The sequence below is a fragment of the Actinoplanes awajinensis subsp. mycoplanecinus genome, assembly GCF_001509495.1.
GTDB lineage: Bacteria > Actinomycetota > Actinomycetes > Mycobacteriales > Micromonosporaceae > Actinoplanes > Actinoplanes palleronii.
In genome coordinates this window covers 198,548-216,070 of the sequence record NZ_LLZH01000121.1, presented here as the reverse complement: position 1 = coordinate 216,070, position 17,523 = coordinate 198,548, and the positions used below count along the sequence as shown (strand labels likewise).

The 17,523-nt window shown below is 70.0% G+C and carries 15 protein-coding genes; 12 read left to right on the top strand and 3 right to left on the bottom strand.

Annotated elements, in window-relative coordinates; translation table 11 throughout:
- Positions 1 to 75: 75 nt before the first annotated feature.
- Entirely contained in the window at positions 76 to 456 is a 381-nt protein-coding gene (locus ADL15_RS16195; RefSeq protein ID WP_083971304.1) for a hypothetical protein, read from the bottom strand.
- A 133-nt stretch (positions 457 to 589) separates the two neighbouring features.
- Here ADL15_RS16195 and ADL15_RS16190 point away from each other — a divergent pair, with 133 nt between their 5' ends.
- From ADL15_RS16190 to ADL15_RS16180, 3 genes are all read left to right on the top strand, one after another.
- Complete coding sequence (locus tag ADL15_RS16190; RefSeq protein WP_232344144.1) at positions 590 to 1,240, top strand: M23 family metallopeptidase; 651 nt, start codon at positions 590 to 592, stop codon at positions 1,238 to 1,240.
- A gap of 66 nt (positions 1,241 to 1,306) precedes the next feature.
- A complete protein-coding gene (locus ADL15_RS16185) occupies positions 1,307 to 2,260 on the top strand; it encodes a prephenate dehydrogenase (RefSeq protein ID WP_067690827.1) in 954 nt (317 codons plus the stop codon).
- 43 nt (positions 2,261 to 2,303) lie between these two features.
- Positions 2,304 to 2,876 carry a DinB family protein gene (locus ADL15_RS16180; RefSeq protein WP_067690824.1) on the top strand — a complete coding sequence of 191 codons (573 nt, stop codon included), beginning with the start codon at positions 2,304 to 2,306 and terminating at the stop codon, positions 2,874 to 2,876.
- Here ADL15_RS16180 and mtnA read toward each other — a convergent pair.
- Positions 2,873 to 3,835 carry an S-methyl-5-thioribose-1-phosphate isomerase gene (gene mtnA, locus ADL15_RS16175; protein WP_067690822.1) on the bottom strand — a complete coding sequence of 321 codons (963 nt, stop codon included), beginning with the start codon at positions 3,833 to 3,835 and terminating at the stop codon, positions 2,873 to 2,875. The two genes, ADL15_RS16180 and mtnA, sit on opposite strands and share 4 nt — an antisense overlap.
- Positions 3,836 to 3,845: 10 nt before the next feature.
- Entirely contained in the window at positions 3,846 to 5,699 is a 1,854-nt protein-coding gene (locus ADL15_RS16170) for a M48 family metallopeptidase (protein WP_067690819.1), read from the bottom strand.
- Positions 5,700 to 5,816: 117 nt separating this feature from the next.
- On the opposite strand from ADL15_RS16170, the gene ADL15_RS16165 reads away from it, so the two are divergent.
- The 9 genes from ADL15_RS16165 to ADL15_RS16125 all read left to right on the top strand — a co-directional run bounded on the left by ADL15_RS16165 (position 5,817) and on the right by ADL15_RS16125 (position 17,513).
- Positions 5,817 to 6,875 carry a PHP domain-containing protein gene (locus ADL15_RS16165; protein WP_067690816.1) on the top strand — a complete coding sequence of 353 codons (1,059 nt, stop codon included), beginning with the start codon at positions 5,817 to 5,819 and terminating at the stop codon, positions 6,873 to 6,875.
- Between the two features lie 43 nt (positions 6,876 to 6,918).
- Complete coding sequence (locus tag ADL15_RS16160; protein ID WP_067690813.1) at positions 6,919 to 8,589, top strand: DUF885 domain-containing protein; 1,671 nt, start codon at positions 6,919 to 6,921, stop codon at positions 8,587 to 8,589.
- A 489-nt stretch (positions 8,590 to 9,078) separates the two neighbouring features.
- Complete coding sequence (locus ADL15_RS16155; protein ID WP_232344142.1) at positions 9,079 to 10,197, top strand: hypothetical protein; 1,119 nt, start codon at positions 9,079 to 9,081, stop codon at positions 10,195 to 10,197.
- A complete protein-coding gene (locus ADL15_RS16150) occupies positions 10,184 to 13,585 on the top strand; it encodes a HAMP domain-containing sensor histidine kinase (RefSeq protein WP_067690807.1) in 3,402 nt (1,133 codons plus the stop codon). Before ADL15_RS16155 ends, ADL15_RS16150 begins: the two co-directional genes overlap by 14 nt.
- The gene (locus ADL15_RS16145) at positions 13,582 to 14,028 is read left to right on the top strand and encodes a roadblock/LC7 domain-containing protein (protein ID WP_067690804.1); all 447 of its coding nucleotides are present in this window, start codon (positions 13,582 to 13,584) and stop codon (positions 14,026 to 14,028) included. The genes ADL15_RS16150 and ADL15_RS16145 overlap by 4 nt, the downstream gene beginning before the upstream one ends.
- Positions 14,025 to 14,489: a DUF742 domain-containing protein gene (locus ADL15_RS16140; protein ID WP_083971303.1), complete on the top strand. Its 465-nt coding sequence runs from the start codon at positions 14,025 to 14,027 to the stop codon at positions 14,487 to 14,489. The genes ADL15_RS16145 and ADL15_RS16140 overlap by 4 nt, the downstream gene beginning before the upstream one ends.
- The gene (locus ADL15_RS16135) at positions 14,467 to 15,093 is read left to right on the top strand and encodes a GTP-binding protein (RefSeq protein WP_198170799.1); all 627 of its coding nucleotides are present in this window, start codon (positions 14,467 to 14,469) and stop codon (positions 15,091 to 15,093) included. Before ADL15_RS16140 ends, ADL15_RS16135 begins: the two co-directional genes overlap by 23 nt.
- 102 nt (positions 15,094 to 15,195) lie before the next feature.
- Positions 15,196 to 15,882 (top strand): hypothetical protein, encoded by a 687-nt coding sequence (locus tag ADL15_RS16130; protein WP_157441387.1) that lies wholly within the window; start codon positions 15,196 to 15,198, stop codon positions 15,880 to 15,882.
- A 299-nt stretch (positions 15,883 to 16,181) separates the two neighbouring features.
- Complete coding sequence (locus ADL15_RS16125) at positions 16,182 to 17,513, top strand: glycosyltransferase (protein WP_067690798.1); 1,332 nt, start codon at positions 16,182 to 16,184, stop codon at positions 17,511 to 17,513.
- Positions 17,514 to 17,523: the final 10 nt, after the last annotated feature.

Genomic DNA, 17,523 nt, shown 5'->3' with positions numbered 1-17,523 from the left:
GAGTCGATCCGCACTTCGGGCACACCCGTGCGCAGGGCGATCAACACCTTCCGGAGCGTGGCCGGAAGACGTTGGTCACCACAGGGGGAAGTCGTACGTGTCCACCCATCGGGCGGTCACGAAGCCCAGGGCGACGGACAGGCCGATCCCGCTCACGATGGCCACCCCGGCCGCCACGCCACGGTCCCCGATCAGGGTCAGGACCAGGGCGACCAGCCAGGCGGAGACCGCCGCGGCGATCGTCCACCAGGCATACGACACCAGGTCGCGGCCGAGGCTGCCGAACAGGATCAGCCACACCGCGCCGGCGGCGAGGCCGCTGAGCACCGGGGCGGCGCCGATCGGGTGCGGCTCGCGGTAGACCGGGCGGGGCGGGAGCCCGGCGAGGAAATTCAGCGGGGGCTCGGGGACCGACGCGGGGGCGGGCGCGGGCCAGGTGATCTGCCGGTCGGCCATCTCGATCCTTTCGGTCCACCACAACCACGCCACGACTCCTGCAGCGTATCCGGCCGGACATCGGCGCGGGTCTGCGCGAAACCGGCTCGTCTGCCAGGATGTCGCGGTGCGTTTACTCCGTACCCTCTCAGGTTTGACGATCGCGGCCGTGTTCCTGTCCGGCTGCAGCGCCGTCGGCGGGTCGGTCTCAACCGCCGACACCGCGGCGCCGGTCAAGGCGGCCGCCACTTCGACGCTCACCACCACCAAGGTGGCCGTGGCCGCCGCCGCGAAGGCCAAGAAGTACGCCTTCCCGGTCGCCGCCAAGACCGTCTCGTGGCACAAGACCCACTCGGGTTACAAGGCCACCGACATCTTCGCGGCCTGCGGCTCCAAGTTCGTGGCCACCACCAACGGCGTGGTCCTGGAGATCAGCCTCAAGGACCGCTACAAGAAGGGCATGAAGGACGGGCCGTACAACGGCGGCCTGTTCGTGTCGATCCTCGGTGACGACGGTGTCCGCTACTACGGCTCGCACCTCAAGTCGGTGACCAAGGGCATCAAGAAGGGCGTCCGGGTCAAGACCGGTCAGCTGCTCGGCAAGGTGGGGCACACCGGCAACGCGAGCGGTGTCTGCCACCTGCACTACGGCATCTCGCCGGGCTGCAAGAAGGTCGGCGACTGGAAGGTGCGGCGCGGCGTGGTGTGGCCGTACTCGTACCTGGCGTCGTGGCGCAAGGGCAACCAGAAGAGCCCGGTCGCGGCCGTGAAGGCGTGGAAGAAGAAGAACAACTGCAAGGCCTGATCGACTCGACGGATTTCCGGGGGGCCCGCGCCGACGCGCGGGCCCCCCGCCGTCTATAACCAGTACGTGCGCATCGCGGTCATCGGACTCGGACTCATCGGCGGCTCGCTGCTGCGGGCACTCGCGGCGGACGGCCACGAGGTGATCGGGTACGACGCCGACCCGGCGACCCGGGAGCTGGCCCGGGCGGCCGGCTACCGGGTGCTCGGCTCCGCACCGGCCGCCGTGGACGGGACCGACGTGGCGGCACTGGCCGTACCGTTGCCGGTCCTGCCGAAAGTCCTCGCCGACCTTGCCGGGTACGACGGTCTGGTGACCGACGTGACGTCGGTGAAGTCGCCGGTCCGGGCGCTCGCCGAGGAACACCTGGTGCGCCGCTTCGTCGGTGGCCATCCGATGGCCGGCACCGAGGCGTCCGGGTTCGCCGCCGCCGACTCGGAGCTGTTCACCGGCTGCGTGTGGGTGCTCTGCGTGGAGCCGCACGGCACCGACCTGGCCGACTGGCTGACGTTGGCCCGGCTCTACACCGGGCTGGGCGCCCGGGTGCTGCCGATCACCGCGGCCGAGCACGACAACGCGGTCGCGTCGATCAGCCACGTCCCGCACCTGCTGGCCGCCGCGCTGGCCGGCAAGCTGGGCAGCCCGCTGAACGAGGCCCTGGCGGCCGGATCGTTCCGGGACGGCTCCCGGGTGGCCGGCACCCGCGCCGAGCTGACCGCCGCGATGTGCGGGGGCAACGCGACCGAGGTGGCCCGCGAGCTGCGCCAGGTGATCGGCGATCTCGAGGCGATGCTCCGGGATCTGGAGAGCCCGGACCCGGTGCGGGCGCTGATCCCCGCGCTGGAGCGCGCCGGTGAGCTGCGGCGCGCCTGGCCGCCGAAGCCGGGGGTGCCGGGGGTGCTGACCGGGCCGGCCGTGCGGACGCTGCTGGAGCTGGGCCGGGCCGGCGGCTGGGTGACCGGGATCGGCACGGACGACATTCTGACAATGCGGCCAGAATCTGACCGCTACTCCTCCTAGCGTGGTTCCTGACAGCGAAACCCGCGACTCACAGGAGCCGAAGATGCCCGGTCAGGTCGGACCCATCAGCAACGAGCAGGAGGGCCTGCTCGGTTACCTCACCCAGATGCGCTACGTGCTCAAGCTGACCGCGTACGGACTCACCCCGGAGCAGCTCCGGGCCGCTCCGAGCGCCAGCCCGCTCAGCGTCGGCGGCCTGATCAAGCATTGCGCGTCGACCGAGGAGAACTGGCTCGGCACGGTGCGCGGCGAGGAGCAGAAGGCGGACTTCGCGGCGTACCAGCAGAATTTCGCCCTGGCCGACGGCGAGACGATCGACGAGGTGTTCGCGCGCTACGACCGGATCGCCGAGGAGACCGAGAAGACCGTCGCCGAGATCGGTGACCTGAACTTCTCGATCCCGGTCGACCACTCGGTGCCGTGGAATCGCCCCGACCTCGATCACTTCACGCTGCGCTGGATCCTGCTGCACCTGATCCAGGAGACCGCGCGGCACACCGGGCACGCCGACATCATCCGGGAGAGCGTGGACGGCGGCACCGCGTTCCCGCTGATGGCCGCGGCCGAGGGCTGGCCGGAGACCCCGTGGCTCAAGCCCTGGGTCAAGCCTGGCTAGGGCCGCTCGCCCCGATCGACGCGGATCACCCGGCGGTCGGTGACGATCGCGGTCACCAGGTCGTAGGGGGTCACGTCGAAGGCCGGGTTGACCGCGTCGCTCCACGCGGTCACCTCGGCCGCGCCGCGATCCTCGATCTCCACGTGCCCGCCGGTCGGTGTAGCCGTGTCGACAGTCGACTCCGGGGCCACCACCAGGAACGGGATCCCGGCCCGGTGGGCGCCGAGCGCGTGCGAGAAGGTACCGATCTTGTTGATCACGTCGCCGTTGGCGCAGATCCGGTCGGCGCCGAGGATCACCGCGTCCACCTCGCCGCGGGCCATCAGGAACGGTCCGGCCGAGTCCACCGCGACCCGATGCTCGATCCCTGCGCGAGTGAGCTCCCACGAGGTCAGCCGCGCGCCCTGCAGCAGCGGCCGGGTCTCGCTGGCGATCACCCCGGCCAGGGCACCGCGCCGGTGCAGCTCGCCGACCACGCCGAGCGCGGTGCCGACGGTCACCGCGGCCAGCCCGCCGGTGTTGCAGTGGGTCAGCAGCCGCGGCCGTTCCCCGCACAGCTGCAGGACCAGGTCGGCGCCGCGCGACGCCATCGCCGCCGACGCCGCGATCTCCTCGTCCCGGATCACGCAGGCCTCGGCCAGCACCGCCTCCGGGCCCGAGGACAACAGGTGGGCGGCACGTTGCGCGCCGCGGGCCAGATTCACCGCCGTCGGCCTTGCGGTTTCAATTTTTCGTACGGCGTTGTGCAGCGCCGCCGGGTCGTCCCCGTGCACCCGGGCCGCGAGAGCCACGCCGAACGCCCCGGCCACACCGAGGGCCGGGGCACCGCGTACCGCCAGCGACTGGATCGCCGCGATCAGCTCGCCGACCGTGTGCAGCCGGAGCACCCGCAGGTCACCGGGCAGCGCCGTCTGATCGATGATCTCAACAGCGCCGTCCACCCAGTCGATCGTCCGCATGCCTGAAAGGTTACTGATCCCCGCGATCGCGCAACTTGGTGAGGATCTCGCGGAAGACGTCGTCGCTCTTGCCGACCTTGTCGGACGTCCAGCGCTCCTGGATGCCGACGGTCTGCCCGCCGTGCAGCAGCAGGGTCGTGTTCACCGGCACCTCCCGGTCGATCCGCACGGTGGAGATGTCCTCGAACGCGATGAAGCGGTACCGGGCGGTCAGCTCGGCCGGTGACGTGCCGCTCAGCAGCGCGGCCACCCGCTTCTCGCCGTCGTCGGTCGACTTCGGCGCCGGCACCACCACAAAACCCTTGCTGAGCAGGATCAGGTCGGCGTGTTCGGTGCCGTCCATCTTGACGTTCGGCATCGCGCCGAGCACGTCGGCGCCCTGTCCGGTGGCCCGGGTCTGCACCACCTGCACCGCCTCCACCTGCACGCCCTGCTCGGCCAGCCGGGCCCGGGCCTCGCCGACGGTCTCCGGCGCGACCGCCAGCTTGGCGATCTCGGTGAAGTCGACAGGCTCGCCGTTCCGGTCGGCCAGCACGGCCGGCTTCGACCAGGAGTGCTGCCAGCCGGCCTGGCCGGAGCGCACCGCGGCCAGCCCGAGCAGCGTCGCCATCACGTCGGCGAACTCGGCGGCCGCCTCCTTGCGGGTCGACTGCGGGAAGAACTCGGCCGCCAGCTCACCGAGCCGACCCGCCTCGACCAGGCCGAACACCTCGGCCAGACCGGCCACCGGGAGACCGGCGATCCGGGCCGCGCTGCGGAACACCCGGTCGGCGCGGTTCTGCAGCACCAGGGTCATCGACGCGGCGGTGAAGTCCTCCCACGGCAGCACGGTCCGGGTGCCGAAGTCGACGACCTCCCGCTGCAGTGCCATCCCGGCCGCTTCCACGGTGGGCATCAGCGCGGTCGCCGACCGGCCGTCGACGGCGTGCGCGGTCCGCGGCGCGGCCCGCATCGCGGCGATCCGCTCGGAGATCGCCGGGTGGGTGTCCCAGCGCGACGTCTCGTCGTCCGGTTCCTCCTCGCGCATCCGGGCCAGCTCGTCCGCGCGGGCCTGGTAGAGCTTGGCGAAGCCGCCGAACACGTCGTCGGGTGCGTAGCCCAGCTCCCAGCCGTACGCGATGTACCGCCCGAAGTAGAAGTCCCAGGCCGCGTCGACCACCGGCAGCTCCCGCATCGAGGAGACCGCCGCGTCGACACCGGCCACCCGGACCGAGGCCAGGTCGGCCTCGAGCTCCTGCCGGCGCGCCACCGCGTTGCTGACCAGCTGGTAGAGCCAGCCGTACGCCTTGAAGACCCAGCCGAACACGTTCCAGTTGCCGACCCCGCCGAGGGTCTCGTGCATGGCCAGACGACCCCGGTAGGCGACTCCCGCGAGCCGGGTGTGCGAGCCGGAGTAGTGCCCGAGCTCATGCGCGAGCACCGAGCGGAGCTGGTCGACGGTGAACGTCTGCAGCAACGGCATGCCGATGTAGAGCCGGCGCACCCCGCCGATCAGCCCGAGCAGCTTGGTGTCCTCGCTGACCGCGGCGTTCACCTCGGGAACGATGCGGATCTCGTCCGGCGCCCGGGTGCCCACCTCGGCGGCCAGCTCACGGACCTGCTGCCACAGCTGTGGCGCCTGGTCCGGGGTGACGATCAGGCCGTGCGGGTCACCGGGCTTGGCCCGGATCGCCCGCCACAGTCCGGCCAGCACCGCGCCGACCGCGGCGAGCAGCAGATAGCTGAGCTTGGCCGCGCCCGCGCCGTGCAGGTGCTGCCAGATCTCATAGATCAACCAGCCGACCAGGGCCAGCTGAACAAGTCCGAGTAGATAGAAACCGGCCAGCATGACGACCGAGATAACCGCGCGCAGCGCAGTGGACATCGCGTTGTTCTCCCCTGAAATGCCACCGGTCCCACCCGGCAGCGCAGGGAACATACCGATGTGAATCTTTGCCGGGCAACCCCGTTCCGGCGACTCCTCACGCTTAGTCTTGGTCGTATGGCATCCCGTGATCCGGTCGCCGATCTGCGGCGCATCGCGTTCCTGCTGGAGCGGGCGAACGAGGCGACCTACCGGGTGAAGGCGTTCCGGTCGGCGGCCGCGGCCGTGGCCAAGGTCCCGCACGCCGAGCTCGCCGAGCGTGCCGGGGCGGGCACTCTGGCCAAGCTGGCCGGGGTCGGCGAGGTGACCGCCCGCTGCGTGACCGAGTCGCTGGCCGGCGAGGAGCCGGTCTACCTGCGACGGCTGCTCAGCACCGAGGGCACCGACCTGCCGGCCGAGGCGGCCGCGCTGCGTGCGGCGCTGCGCGGTGACCTGCACGTGCACTCGGACTGGTCGGACGGCGGGTCGCCGATCGAGGAGATGGCGCTGGCCGCGGCCGAGCTCGGGCACGAGTACTTCGTGCTCACCGACCACTCGCCGCGGCTCACCGTGGCCCGCGGCCTGACCGCCGACCGGCTGCGGCGCCAGCTCGACCACGTGGCGAAGCTGAACGAGCAGCTGCCCGACGGTTTCCGGATCCTGACCGGCATCGAGGTCGACATCCTCGACGACGGCTCGCTCGATCAGGAGGACGAGCTGCTGGCCCGGCTGGACGTGGTGGTCGGCTCGGTGCACAGCAAGCTGCGCGACGACTCGGCCCGGATGACCCGGCGGATGCTGGCCGCGATCGCCAACCCGCACCTGGACGTGCTCGGGCACATGACCGGCCGCAAGGTGGCCGCGGCCGGCGCCGGCGACGCCGCGCACCGGACCGCCAGGACCCGCCCGCCGAGCACCTTCGACCTGGAGAAGGTGCTGGCCGCGTGCGTCGAGCAGGACAAGGCCGTGGAGATCAATTCGCGGCCGGACCGGCTGGACCCGCCGAAGCGGATGCTGACCGTCGCGGTCGAGGCCGGCTGCCGGTTCAGCATCGACACCGACGCGCACGCACCGGGGCAGCTGGACTGGCTGGGCAACGGCTGCGAGCGGGCGGCGCTCTGCGGGGTGTCCGCCGACCGGGTGGTGAACACCTGGCCCGCCGATCGCTTGCTGGCGTGGACCGGCTCGCACGGCTGAAATGGACGAGCTCACCGAGCCGGGCATCCCATAGGGTCGGGCGGTGGGACAAATTGACGAACTCGCGAACCGCTATGTCGATGACTGGGCCGAGCTGACCCCGATCGGCGCCACCGCCGTCGGCATCTCGGGTTACGACGACAAGACCGATGACCTCTCACCGGACGGCTACGCGGCCCGGGCGGAGCTGACCCGCCGCACCGTCAACGAGCTCGACGTCCTCGAGCCTGAGCACGAACACGAGCAGGTCGCCAAGGACGCCATGATGGAGCGGCTGGGCCTGGAAATCGCCCGGGCCGACGCCGGCTACACCGCCACCGACGTCAACGTGATCTTCAGTGCCCTGCACGAGCTGCGGATGGCGTTCGACGGGATGCCGACCGAGGGCGAGCAGGCGGTGGCCAACATCGCGGCCCGGCTGAACGCGTTCCCGGTCGCGCTCGAGCAGTACCGCCGCACCCTGCTGGACGGTGCCGACCGGGGCGTGGTCAGCGCCCGCGCCCAGCTGCTGGCGGTCGCCGAGCAGTGCGACGCGTGGACCGACACCAAGCGGGACAGCTTCTTCACCGGTCTGGCCGGCCGGCTCGAGGCCTCCGGCGCGCTCGCCACCGAGCTGAACCGGGGCGCCGCCGCCGCGACCGCCGCCACCTCGGACTTCGGCCGGTTCCTGCGCGACGAGCTGGCGCCCCGGGGCCGGGAGAAGGAGGCCGCCGGGCCGGAGCGGTACGCCCTGGCCTCCCAGTACTTCCTCGGCGCGAAGGTCGACCAGCAGGAGACGTACCTCTGGGGTTTCGAGGAGCTGCACCGGCTGGAGCGGGAGATGCAGGTGGTCTCCGCGGCAATCGGCGGGCGGGGCACCACCGTCGACGAGGCGGTGGCCGCGCTGGACGCCGACCCGGCCCGCAGCATCCCCGGCAAGGAGCGCTTCCGGGACTGGATGCAGGCGCTCTCCGACCGGGCGATCAGCGAGCTGAACGGCGTCCACTTCGACATCGAGGCGCCGGCGCTCAAGCTCGAGTGCTGCCTCACCCCGACCAGCGACGGCGGCATCTACTACACCGGTCCGAGCGAGGACTTCTCCCGCCCGGGACGGATGTGGTGGGCGGTGCCGGAGGGGCAGACCACGTTCTCCACCTGGCGCGAGGTGACCACGGTCTTCCACGAGGGAGTGCCCGGCCATCACCTGCAGGTCAGCCAGGCGCTGCTCCGGGCCGGCACGCTGAACCGCTGGCAGCGGCTACTGGCCTGGTGCTCCGGGCACGGCGAGGGCTGGGCGCTGTACGCCGAGCGCCTGATGGACGACCTGGGTTACCTGACCGATCCGGGTGACCGGCTCGGCATGCTGGACGCACAGGCGCTCCGGGCGTCCCGGGTGATCGTCGACATCGGCATGCACCTCGAGCTGGAAATCCCGCGGGACAACCCGTTCGGCTTCCACCCGGGCGAGCGTTGGACACCCGAGCTGGGCTGGGAGTTCCTGCGGCAGCACACCCGGGTGGCCGAGGAGGTGCTCCGGTTCGAGTGGAAGCGCTATCTGGGGTGGCCGGGGCAGGCTCCGTCGTACAAGGTCGGCGAGCGGATCTGGTTGCAGGCAAGGGATGAGGCCCGCCAGCGCAAGGGAAGTGACTTCGACCTCAAGACGTTCCACCGGGACGCCCTCAACCTCGGCGCGCTCGGCCTGGATCCGCTCCGGAAGGCACTCGCCAGGATTTGAGTCATTCAGGCCTCTCCGTATCGAAAGGGACGGAGAGGCCTATTTTTTTGTGGTGGATCACTCACCCACGGTATGGATACTCCATTCCGTAATGGGAATAACACTTTCCGTGGATACCACTGCACCCAAGACGTAACGAATCCGAAGTAAAACTCATATTCACGTCTCGGCTTGGATACCGATACCATCTGCCCGGCACTTGTCACGCCGTTGAAAACACCCGCACCACAGGGCCCGCAAAGCCCTCCACAGTGCGGGTACAGCGCGGCCGACAGTGCTGCGTATCCCCCGATCGTCCGAGCGAACTCTGACCCTTGGAAAGGGGTTTCTTGAGGTTTTCTCGGATAGATTGACCCAGATCGGTGCGCCCGCATGGCTACAGTCGGTAGCCCCCCAATGGCCCATCGCGTGTGTGCATGGCGGAGGACGAAAGCAATGTCAGTCTCGGTGAACAGCCGGCGAACCCGTTTACGCTCCGCCCTTGCGGTGGTGCTGACGGCGCTTGTCCTGCTGCCGGCCGCAGGCCTGTTCCTGCGGGTCCTGCAAGAAAACTCGAAGCAGCGCGACAACACCCAGCTCGAACTGGACGGCGTCGAGTACCTCTCCGCGATGTCGTCGCTGATCACGGCCCTCGCCGAGTCGCAGTCCTCGTCCCTGCAGGGCGTCGCCACGGAGCCGGCCTCGGTGACCGCGGCGGTGTCCCGCGTGCAGGGTGTCGACGAGCGCTACGGCGACGACCTCGGTACCAAGACCCGCTGGGCCGATCTGAAGGACAAGATCGCCAAGCTCCCCAAGGTCACCGGTACCTCGGAAGCGATCATCCAGAAGCACATCGAGGCCGCTGACCTCACGCTCGCGCTGTACGACACGGTCCGGGAGAACTCGACCCTGAACCGTGACCCGGAGAGCGACATCTGGTTCCTGCAGCAGGCCGCCGCGTTCGACATGCCGACCGCTGTCACCGCGGTCAGCCGGATGGCCGACCGCGCGTCGATGACCGCGGGCGCCAAGACCAAGGCACAGCAGCAGACCCTGATCACGCTGCTCGGCTACCAGTCGCAGAAGGTCCAGGAGAGCACCGACACGCTCACCGACAACCTGCAGGCGGCGGCCGCCGACACCAGCAGCGACACGCTCAGCGGCAACCTGGTCAGCAACCTCGACTCGTTCCGCCGCGGGATCGAGGCCGCCAACCGTGGCGCCCCGATCGGCGCGAAGCCGAACGCGTCGACCCTGGTGACCGCGCAGTCCACCCTGCAGACCGCGCTGAGCGCGCTGTCCGGCGTGGTGCTCAAGGAGATCTCCAGCCTGCTCGAGGACCGGATGGACAGCCTGACCTACAAGCGGATCGAGGCATTCGGCCTGTTCGGCGTCGCGATCGCGCTGATCGTGGTCGGCGCGTTCTGGACCCGGACCCGGGGCCGCGAGGCGCAGAACTCGCTGAACATCGGCGAGCCCACCCGGGACGTCTCGGTGCAGTCCGCCGGCAACAACGGCAACCAGGGTGGCAACCCCTACGGTGGTGGCAACCCGTACGACTCGGCGCCGCCGTACGGCGAGACCCCGAACTACGGCGGCGGGCGGGAGCGTTCCGGTGCTCTTCGGTAAGTTCCGCATCCTGGGCAAGCTCGCCCTGCTGGTACTCGTACCGTTGCTCGGTGTTCTCGCTCTGACCGTGCCGATCATCTACAACCGTGCCCAGGCCGCGACCACCGCGCAGGACACGTCGAACACGGTCCAGTTGGCCACCCGGGTCAGTACCGCGGTCCTGGAACTCCAGGAGGAGCGGCTGCTCTCCGTCGGTTTCTCGCTCGGCCTGGTGGACGAGGCGGCCTTGGTCGTGCAGAGCGCCGAGGCCGCCGAGAGCGTGGCCGAGCTCCTCGAGGACGACATCACCCTGCCGTCCACGCTGCGCCGGTCGGTCATCCTGGCCACCAAGCTGAACAGCACCCGGCAGAACGTGCTGAACCGGCTCACCGACCCGGTCGAGATCGTCACGGACTTCACCAACGTGATCACGCCGATCATCGACGGTCTGGGGCTGTCCACCCACGCCGACCTGACCACCGAGGTCGGCCAGCAGGTGTTCGCTCTCGAGCGCGCCATGCTGTCCGACGACCTGATCAGCCAGGCGTCCTGTTACCTGGCCACCGGCGCGGCCCTGATCAAGTCCAAGAACCCGAAGGTTCAGGCGAGCGCCCAGCAGCTGCTGGGCCTGTTCAGCCAGTCGTTCAGCCAGATCCAGTCGATCATCACGCAGTCGAAGCCGTACTTCACCGACTCGCAGTACAAGCTCTACCTGAGCACCCAGGACGCGTTCCAGTCCCGGGTTGGCGCGGAGTTCACCACCCAGCTGGCGATCAACCCGGCCGGCGCGCTGGGCACCCTGAACGCCAAGACGCTGTTCCCGTCGCTGAACTCCGTCATGGTCCTCGGTGGCTTCGTCGAGAAGCGCGTCGCCAAGGACGTGGACAACGCGGTCAACGCCAACCGGTCCAGCGCCATCCAGCAGGCACTGCTGGTCGGTGGCGCCACCATCGTGCTGCTGTTCCTGGTGATCACGCTGAGCATCTTCATGGCCCGCGCGGTCGCCCGGCCGCTGCGGCGCCTGACCGTCTCGGCCGACCGGATCGCCCGCGCCGCCGAGGCCGAGCTCGAACGAGTCGCCGACGACGAGGGTGAGGCGGCGGTTCGCCCGATCCGCCTCGACCCGGTCGACGTCGAGGCCCAGGACGAGATCGGTGACCTGGCCCGAGCGTTCGACCGGGTGCAGACCACCGCCGCCCGGCTGGTGGAACGCCAGGTGCTCGGCCGCCGTAACGTCGCGCAGATGTTCGGCCACGTCGGCCGGCGTACCCAGAACCTGGTCGGTCGTCAGCTGTCCCTGATCGACGGCCTGGAGCGCCGCGAGACCGACAGCGACCGCCTCCGCGAGCTGTACCGACTGGACCACATGTCCAGCCGTCTGCGCCGGAACGCGTCCGCGCTGGTCGTGCTCTCCGGTGGCGCCGGCGCCAACGAACACATGGCCCCGCTGCCGCTCTCCGACGTCGTCCGTCTCGCCCTCGGTGAGATCGAGGACTACACCCGTGTCGACGTGGAGGTGCCCGAGGAGATCATCGTGGTGCCGGCCGTGCTGGCCGACCTCACGCTGCTCCTCGCCGAGCTGCTGGAGAACTCGACGACGTTCTCCCCGCCGCACACCAACGTCACGGTCAGCGCCGAGGAGCTGCGCGGCGGCGCCCGCCTCGCGATCATCGACCGCGGCCTGGGCCTCACCCCGGAGCGGCTGGCCGAGGAGAACGCCCGGCTGACCCGTCGTGAGCGCCTCGACCTGGCACCCACCGAGGTGCTCGGCCTGTTCGTGGTCGGCCGGCTCGCCCGCCGGCACGACATCGAGATCACCCTGACCGACACCCCGGACGGTGGCGTCACCGCGTGGGTCGACCTCAGCCCGCAGCACCTGATCGCCCGGGTCGAGACCCTGGCCGTGCCGAGTGCTCCGGCCGTGCCGGCCGCTCCGGCGATGCCGCAGATCCCGATGCAGCGCGAGCCGATGTCGGCGCAGCTCAGCAACGCGCTGCGGGGCAACACCGCCGAGGTGGCGATCGCCAGCACCTCGATCCGTACGGTTCCGGGCAGCCAGCAGCCGTTCGACCCGAACGTGGTGGGCCGGGCTGCCCACACGCTGTCCTCGGTGCCGTCCTGGAACGCGTTCGGCGGCTCCGGCCCCGCGCCGGTCCTCGACGACCCGTATGCCGGTCAGCCGGTCTACGACGCCGAGCAGGTGTACTCGCCCGGGGTGGCGTACCAGGAGCCGAGCTCGCCGTACCGTCAGCCGGATCCGGCGCACGCGTACAACAGCGGCATCCCGGTCGCCGGCCGCGTGCCGGCCGCCCTGCCCGAGTTGCCCGCCGCCGGTCAGGGTGCCTGGGGTGGCAACGAGCTGGCTCTGCCGGCTGCGCCGTCCTGGAACGCACCGCAGCCGTCGGAGACCAACTGGAACACCGCGCCGTCGGCGTCGGCCGCGCCGGTCTGGAACACCCCGGCCCCGGCCGAGACCAACTGGAACGTCCCGGCCCCGGCCGAACCGGCCCGCAACTCCGCGCAGCCGGCTGAGCCGTCGTGGAACACCCCCCAGCAGCCGGCCGAGCCGTCCTGGAACACACCCCAGCAGCCGGCCGAGCCGTCCTGGAACACACCGGTGCCGCCGGCCGAGCCGGTCTGGAACACCCCGGCTCCGGCTCCCGAGCCGGTCGCTCAGGAGCCGGTACCGGCCCCGCCGAACAGCAGTGGCAACAAGCCGCTGCGGCGCCGGGTGCCGGGTACGCAGCTGCCGGTGGACTCCGGTCCCAAGCAGCACGCCGCGGCGCCGTCGCAGGACGACGCGCTGGCCGCCCGAGCCGCGTTCGACGCGTTCGAGGCCGGCGTCACCCGGGCGCACGACACCAGCACCTCACTGCCGGCCCCGGACTTCAACGGCGGGCAGTGGAACACCCCGGCTCCGGCCGAGGCAGCCGCACCGCAGTGGAACGTGCCGGAACCGGCGGGGACCCAGTGGAACGTCCCCGAACCGTCCGGAACGCAGTGGAATGTCCCGGAGCCGGCCCCGACGCAGTGGAACGTCCCGGCCCCGGAAGCAGCACCGCAGTGGAACGTGCCGGCTCCCGAAGCGGCACCGCAGTGGAACGCGCCGGCGCCCGAGACGACTCCGCAGTGGAACGTCCCGGCACCTGAGCCGGCCCGGTCGCAGCAGTGGGATGCCCCCGCTCCGGCAGCTGCACCGGCCTCGCCTCCGTCGTTCGGCGGTGGCGCAGGGCTGACTCGCCGAGTGCCGGGGGCAACCCTGCCGAGCGAGCCGCACCAACCGATCCTTCCGCCCGCGCCGACCCTGATGGACCCGGAACAGGCCCGAGCACTGATGGATCAGTTCGAGTACGGCGTCGCACTCGCACTGAATGAAACTCAGCCACAACCCGAGGGACAACCGCGATGACTTCCCCATACCCCACCGCGCAAAGTCAGCTCAGCGCCGAAGCCAAAACCTTCAACTGGCTGCTTGACTCGTTCACGTCCGGTACAGCGGGCGTCATCGAAGCCATCGCCGTCTCCTCGGACGGCCTCCTGATGGCCATGTCCGCGATCAAGGACCGCCCGAACGCCGAGCGTCTCGCGGCCGTCGTGTCCGGCCTCACCAGCCTGTCCGGCGGTGCCGCGAGCTGGTACCGGCTGGGCGCCCTGAACCGCGTCATCATCGACATGGCCGACGGCTATCTGCTGGTCACCGCGATCAGCGCCGGCTCGGTGCTCGGCGTCATCGCCGACCGGACCGCGAACCTGGGAACCCTGGCGTACGAGATGACTCTCTTCGCCACCCGGGCCGGTGGCGCCCTGAGCCCGCGCCTCATCGCCGAACTTAAGAACGCCGTTCAGCAATGAGCTACCCGGACCCCGACGAACCGGTAGCTCCGGCGCGCCCCGGAGTCCGGCCGTTCCTGCAATCCGGTCCTAAGCACTCGATCGGTGGTTACACCCCTACCGGGGAACAGCCGCCGGTCGAGCCGACACAGACCAACACTCTGCGCCCGTTCGTCATCACGGCCGGGCGTACCGATGGAGGCGACCCCGACATCGGTATGGAGACTCAGGTGACGATGGTGCCTGGTGCACCACCGTCACGGCTTTCACCGGAAACCAGGGCGATCGTGTCTCTCCTCGAGGAGAGCCCGACTTCGATAGCCGAGATCTCCGCACGCCTGCGCCTGCACCTGGGCGTCACCCAGATCCTCATCGGCGACCTGCGCGCCGCCGGCCAGGTTGACGTTCAGGTGCTGGAAAACGACACCCCTGACCCCGAGACCATCATGCGAGTGATCCGTGGACTTCGATCCATCAGCTAACCGCGTCGTCGGAACCGCGCGGATACCGGGCGGCGCCGCGCCCAAAAAGGCGCCCGTACCGGTAAAGATCATCGTGGCCGGCGGCTTCGGGGTGGGTAAGACGACGACCGTCGGCGCCATCTCGGAGATTTCGCCGCTGACCACCGAGGCCGAGATGACCTCCGAGTCGGTCGGCATCGACAACCCCGGTCAAGCCACCATGAAGACGACCACCACCATCGCCATGGACTTCGGCGTGCTGACCATCGATCAGACGCTGAAGCTCTACATCTTCGGCACGCCGGGACAGACCCGGTTCGCCTTCATGTGGGACGACCTGGTGAAGGGCGCCCTGGGCGCGCTGGTCGTGGTGGACACCAACCGCATCGACGATTGTTATCCAGCGGTCGACTACTTCGAACGGGCCGGTCTTCCGTTCGTGGTCGGCGTCAACACCTTCAACGGCCAGATGGGTTACAGCCTCGACGAGGTGCGCTGGGCGCTCGCGGTTCGCGAGGATGTCCCGATCATCTCGTACGACGCTCGTTTCCGCGGTTCTGTCCGGGATGCCCTGCTCGTCGTTCTCGACCAGGCTCTCGACAAGGCCATCCGGATGAAGTCGTAGGGTGTGCGGCGGGTCGCCCGGATCACGTCATTCCCAATCTTGCCGATAAGAGGGCAGAGTAGGGATACCGGGCGACCGTGCGAGGGATTGAGGACGGTGGACGTGCGAGGCGGACTGGATGACGCACTCAGCAAACTGGCCCGCCGTGACGAGCTCCGGCGGCGGGCGACAACCGGCGAGACTCCGGGCACTCCGCCGGAGGTGACCGAACTGGTCGAGGCGATCGCTGGCGTGGTCGCCCGGCATCCGAGCCTCGGCGTCACCGTCGGGGTCGAGGGCGCCGGTGATCCGGTGCTGCTGCACTTCGCGTTCGCGGACGGCACCGTGCAGGTCCGGGCGGATCGCTCGGTGACCGGCCGGGCCGACGAGGCCGGGTCGGCGCACGCCGATTTCGAGATCAACGTCGACGATCCGGAGCCGCCGCCCCGCGGCAGCCACGACGATCAGGACCGGTTCGGCCCGACCGACTACGACTACGACTACGCCGAGCCGCCCACCGCGGAACGCCCGTTCGTCGCACCGTCGCAGCCACCACCACCACCGGCGGCGTATGCGCCACCGCCGGTGCCGCCGACCGCCTACGCGCCGCCCTCGGTGCCGCCGCAGCAGCAGCGGCACACGTTCGGGCCGACGCCTCCGCCGCACGCCGAGCCGGCCGCTTTCCAGGAGCCGCCGTCGAACCCGGTCCCGTTCCAGGCTGGTCCGCCGGAGGAGACCGAGCAGGCCGCCCGGCGACTGGCCGCGATGCTGCGCAGTCACCCCAACCTGCTGGACAACTCCGGGGACTGAGTTCCTCGTGACGAGAGGCGGTCGCTGCGGCGGCCGCCTTTTTTGTACCCACTGACAGTTACTCTCCGCAGTCGCCCGAACACGCCGCGAGACGGCCGATCGGTGCCGTGAGGTGGCTGCCGCACGCCCGGTTTCGGCAGCTCCGAGGCGTCTGAGATGTCTGACATAGACCTTTCGGGCGATTTGCACTGACGGGCGGCCCATCGATATTGAGTCACGCTGAGTAGCGCCATATTGTCCTATTACGTCCGGGAGAGCGACCGGAATCTGGCGATCAGTGACAAGCATGGGGGCACACGATGTCGGCATCAGACGGCTGGTTCATCGCGGTCGCGGGCTACGCGATCCTGCTGGCCTGGCCGCTCTCCACCGTCATCCTGGTCTGGTTCGCGGTCCGGTACGGCGGAACGCACCGGGCCAAGGTCGTCAACAAGGCGCTGGCCAGCGGCGGCGGCAAACCGGGCTACTTCTGGATCATCGTGCCGGCCCTCAACGAGGAAGCCGTGGTCGCCAACACGGTGAAGGCGGCACTCGGCCTGCGCGGCCCCGGCGGCACGCTGACCCGGGTGCTCGTCGTCGACGACGGCTCGGACGACCGCACCCCCGAGGTCCTCGCCGCCATCGACCACGATCGCCTGCACGTGATGCGCCGCGAGCTGCCGCACGCCCGGCAGGGCAAGGGTGAGGCGCTGAACGCGGCGTACCGCTACATCGCCCACCGCAGCGAGCAGGAGGGCATCCCGGCCGACCGGGTCGTGCTCGGCATCATCGACGGCGACGGTCAGGGCAGCGACAACATCCTGGTCGAGGTCGGCCGCCTGATGGGCGACACCAAGGTCGGCGCCGTCCAGGTCCAGGTACGCATCCGCAACCGCAACAAGCTCCTCGGCGCGGTGCAGGACCTGGAGTTCGGCGCGATCGTCGACGCCTGCCAGAACATGCGGGACGCGCTGAACACCGTCGGCCTCGGCGGCAACGGCCAGTTCAGCCGGCTCTCCACACTGATCTCGCTGGGCACCGCACCCTGGTCGAACTGCCTCGTCGAGGACATGGAGCTGGGCCTGCGGATGCACCTGCAGGGCGTCTCGATCCGATACACCTCGCGGGCCTCGGTCACCCAGCAGGCGGTGGTCGACATCTTGCGGCTCACCCGGCAGCGCACCCGCTGGGCGCAGGGCAACCTGCAGTGCGCCCGCTACCTCGGCTCGCTCTTCGCGTCCGGCAACATCGCGCGCACCTCGCTGGTCGAGATCCTGCACTACCTGGTCTCGCCATGGATCAACGCGATCGTCGCGGTCCTGCTCTCGCTCTCCGGAACCGTCGGCGCCCTCGGCCTCATGATCGGGCACCCGCTGCCGATTCTGCCGACTTGGTGGGCGTTGGGCGCGAGCGTCGGCATCTGGGCAGCTGTCACCACGTTCCCGGGCCTGGTCTGGGTGCTGGTGCACCGGGCCAAGCGTGCGGACGAGTCGATGTCCCGGATGCTGCTCGCCGCCCTGGCCTACCCGGCCTTCCTGCTGCTCGGCCTGACCGCCACCTACCGGGCGCTGGGCCGCCAACTGAGCGGCAAGCAGGCCTGGGCCAAGACCGAACGCCTGGTCGAGGAACCCCTCGCCCTCCAGACCGCCTGATCCCGCAGGC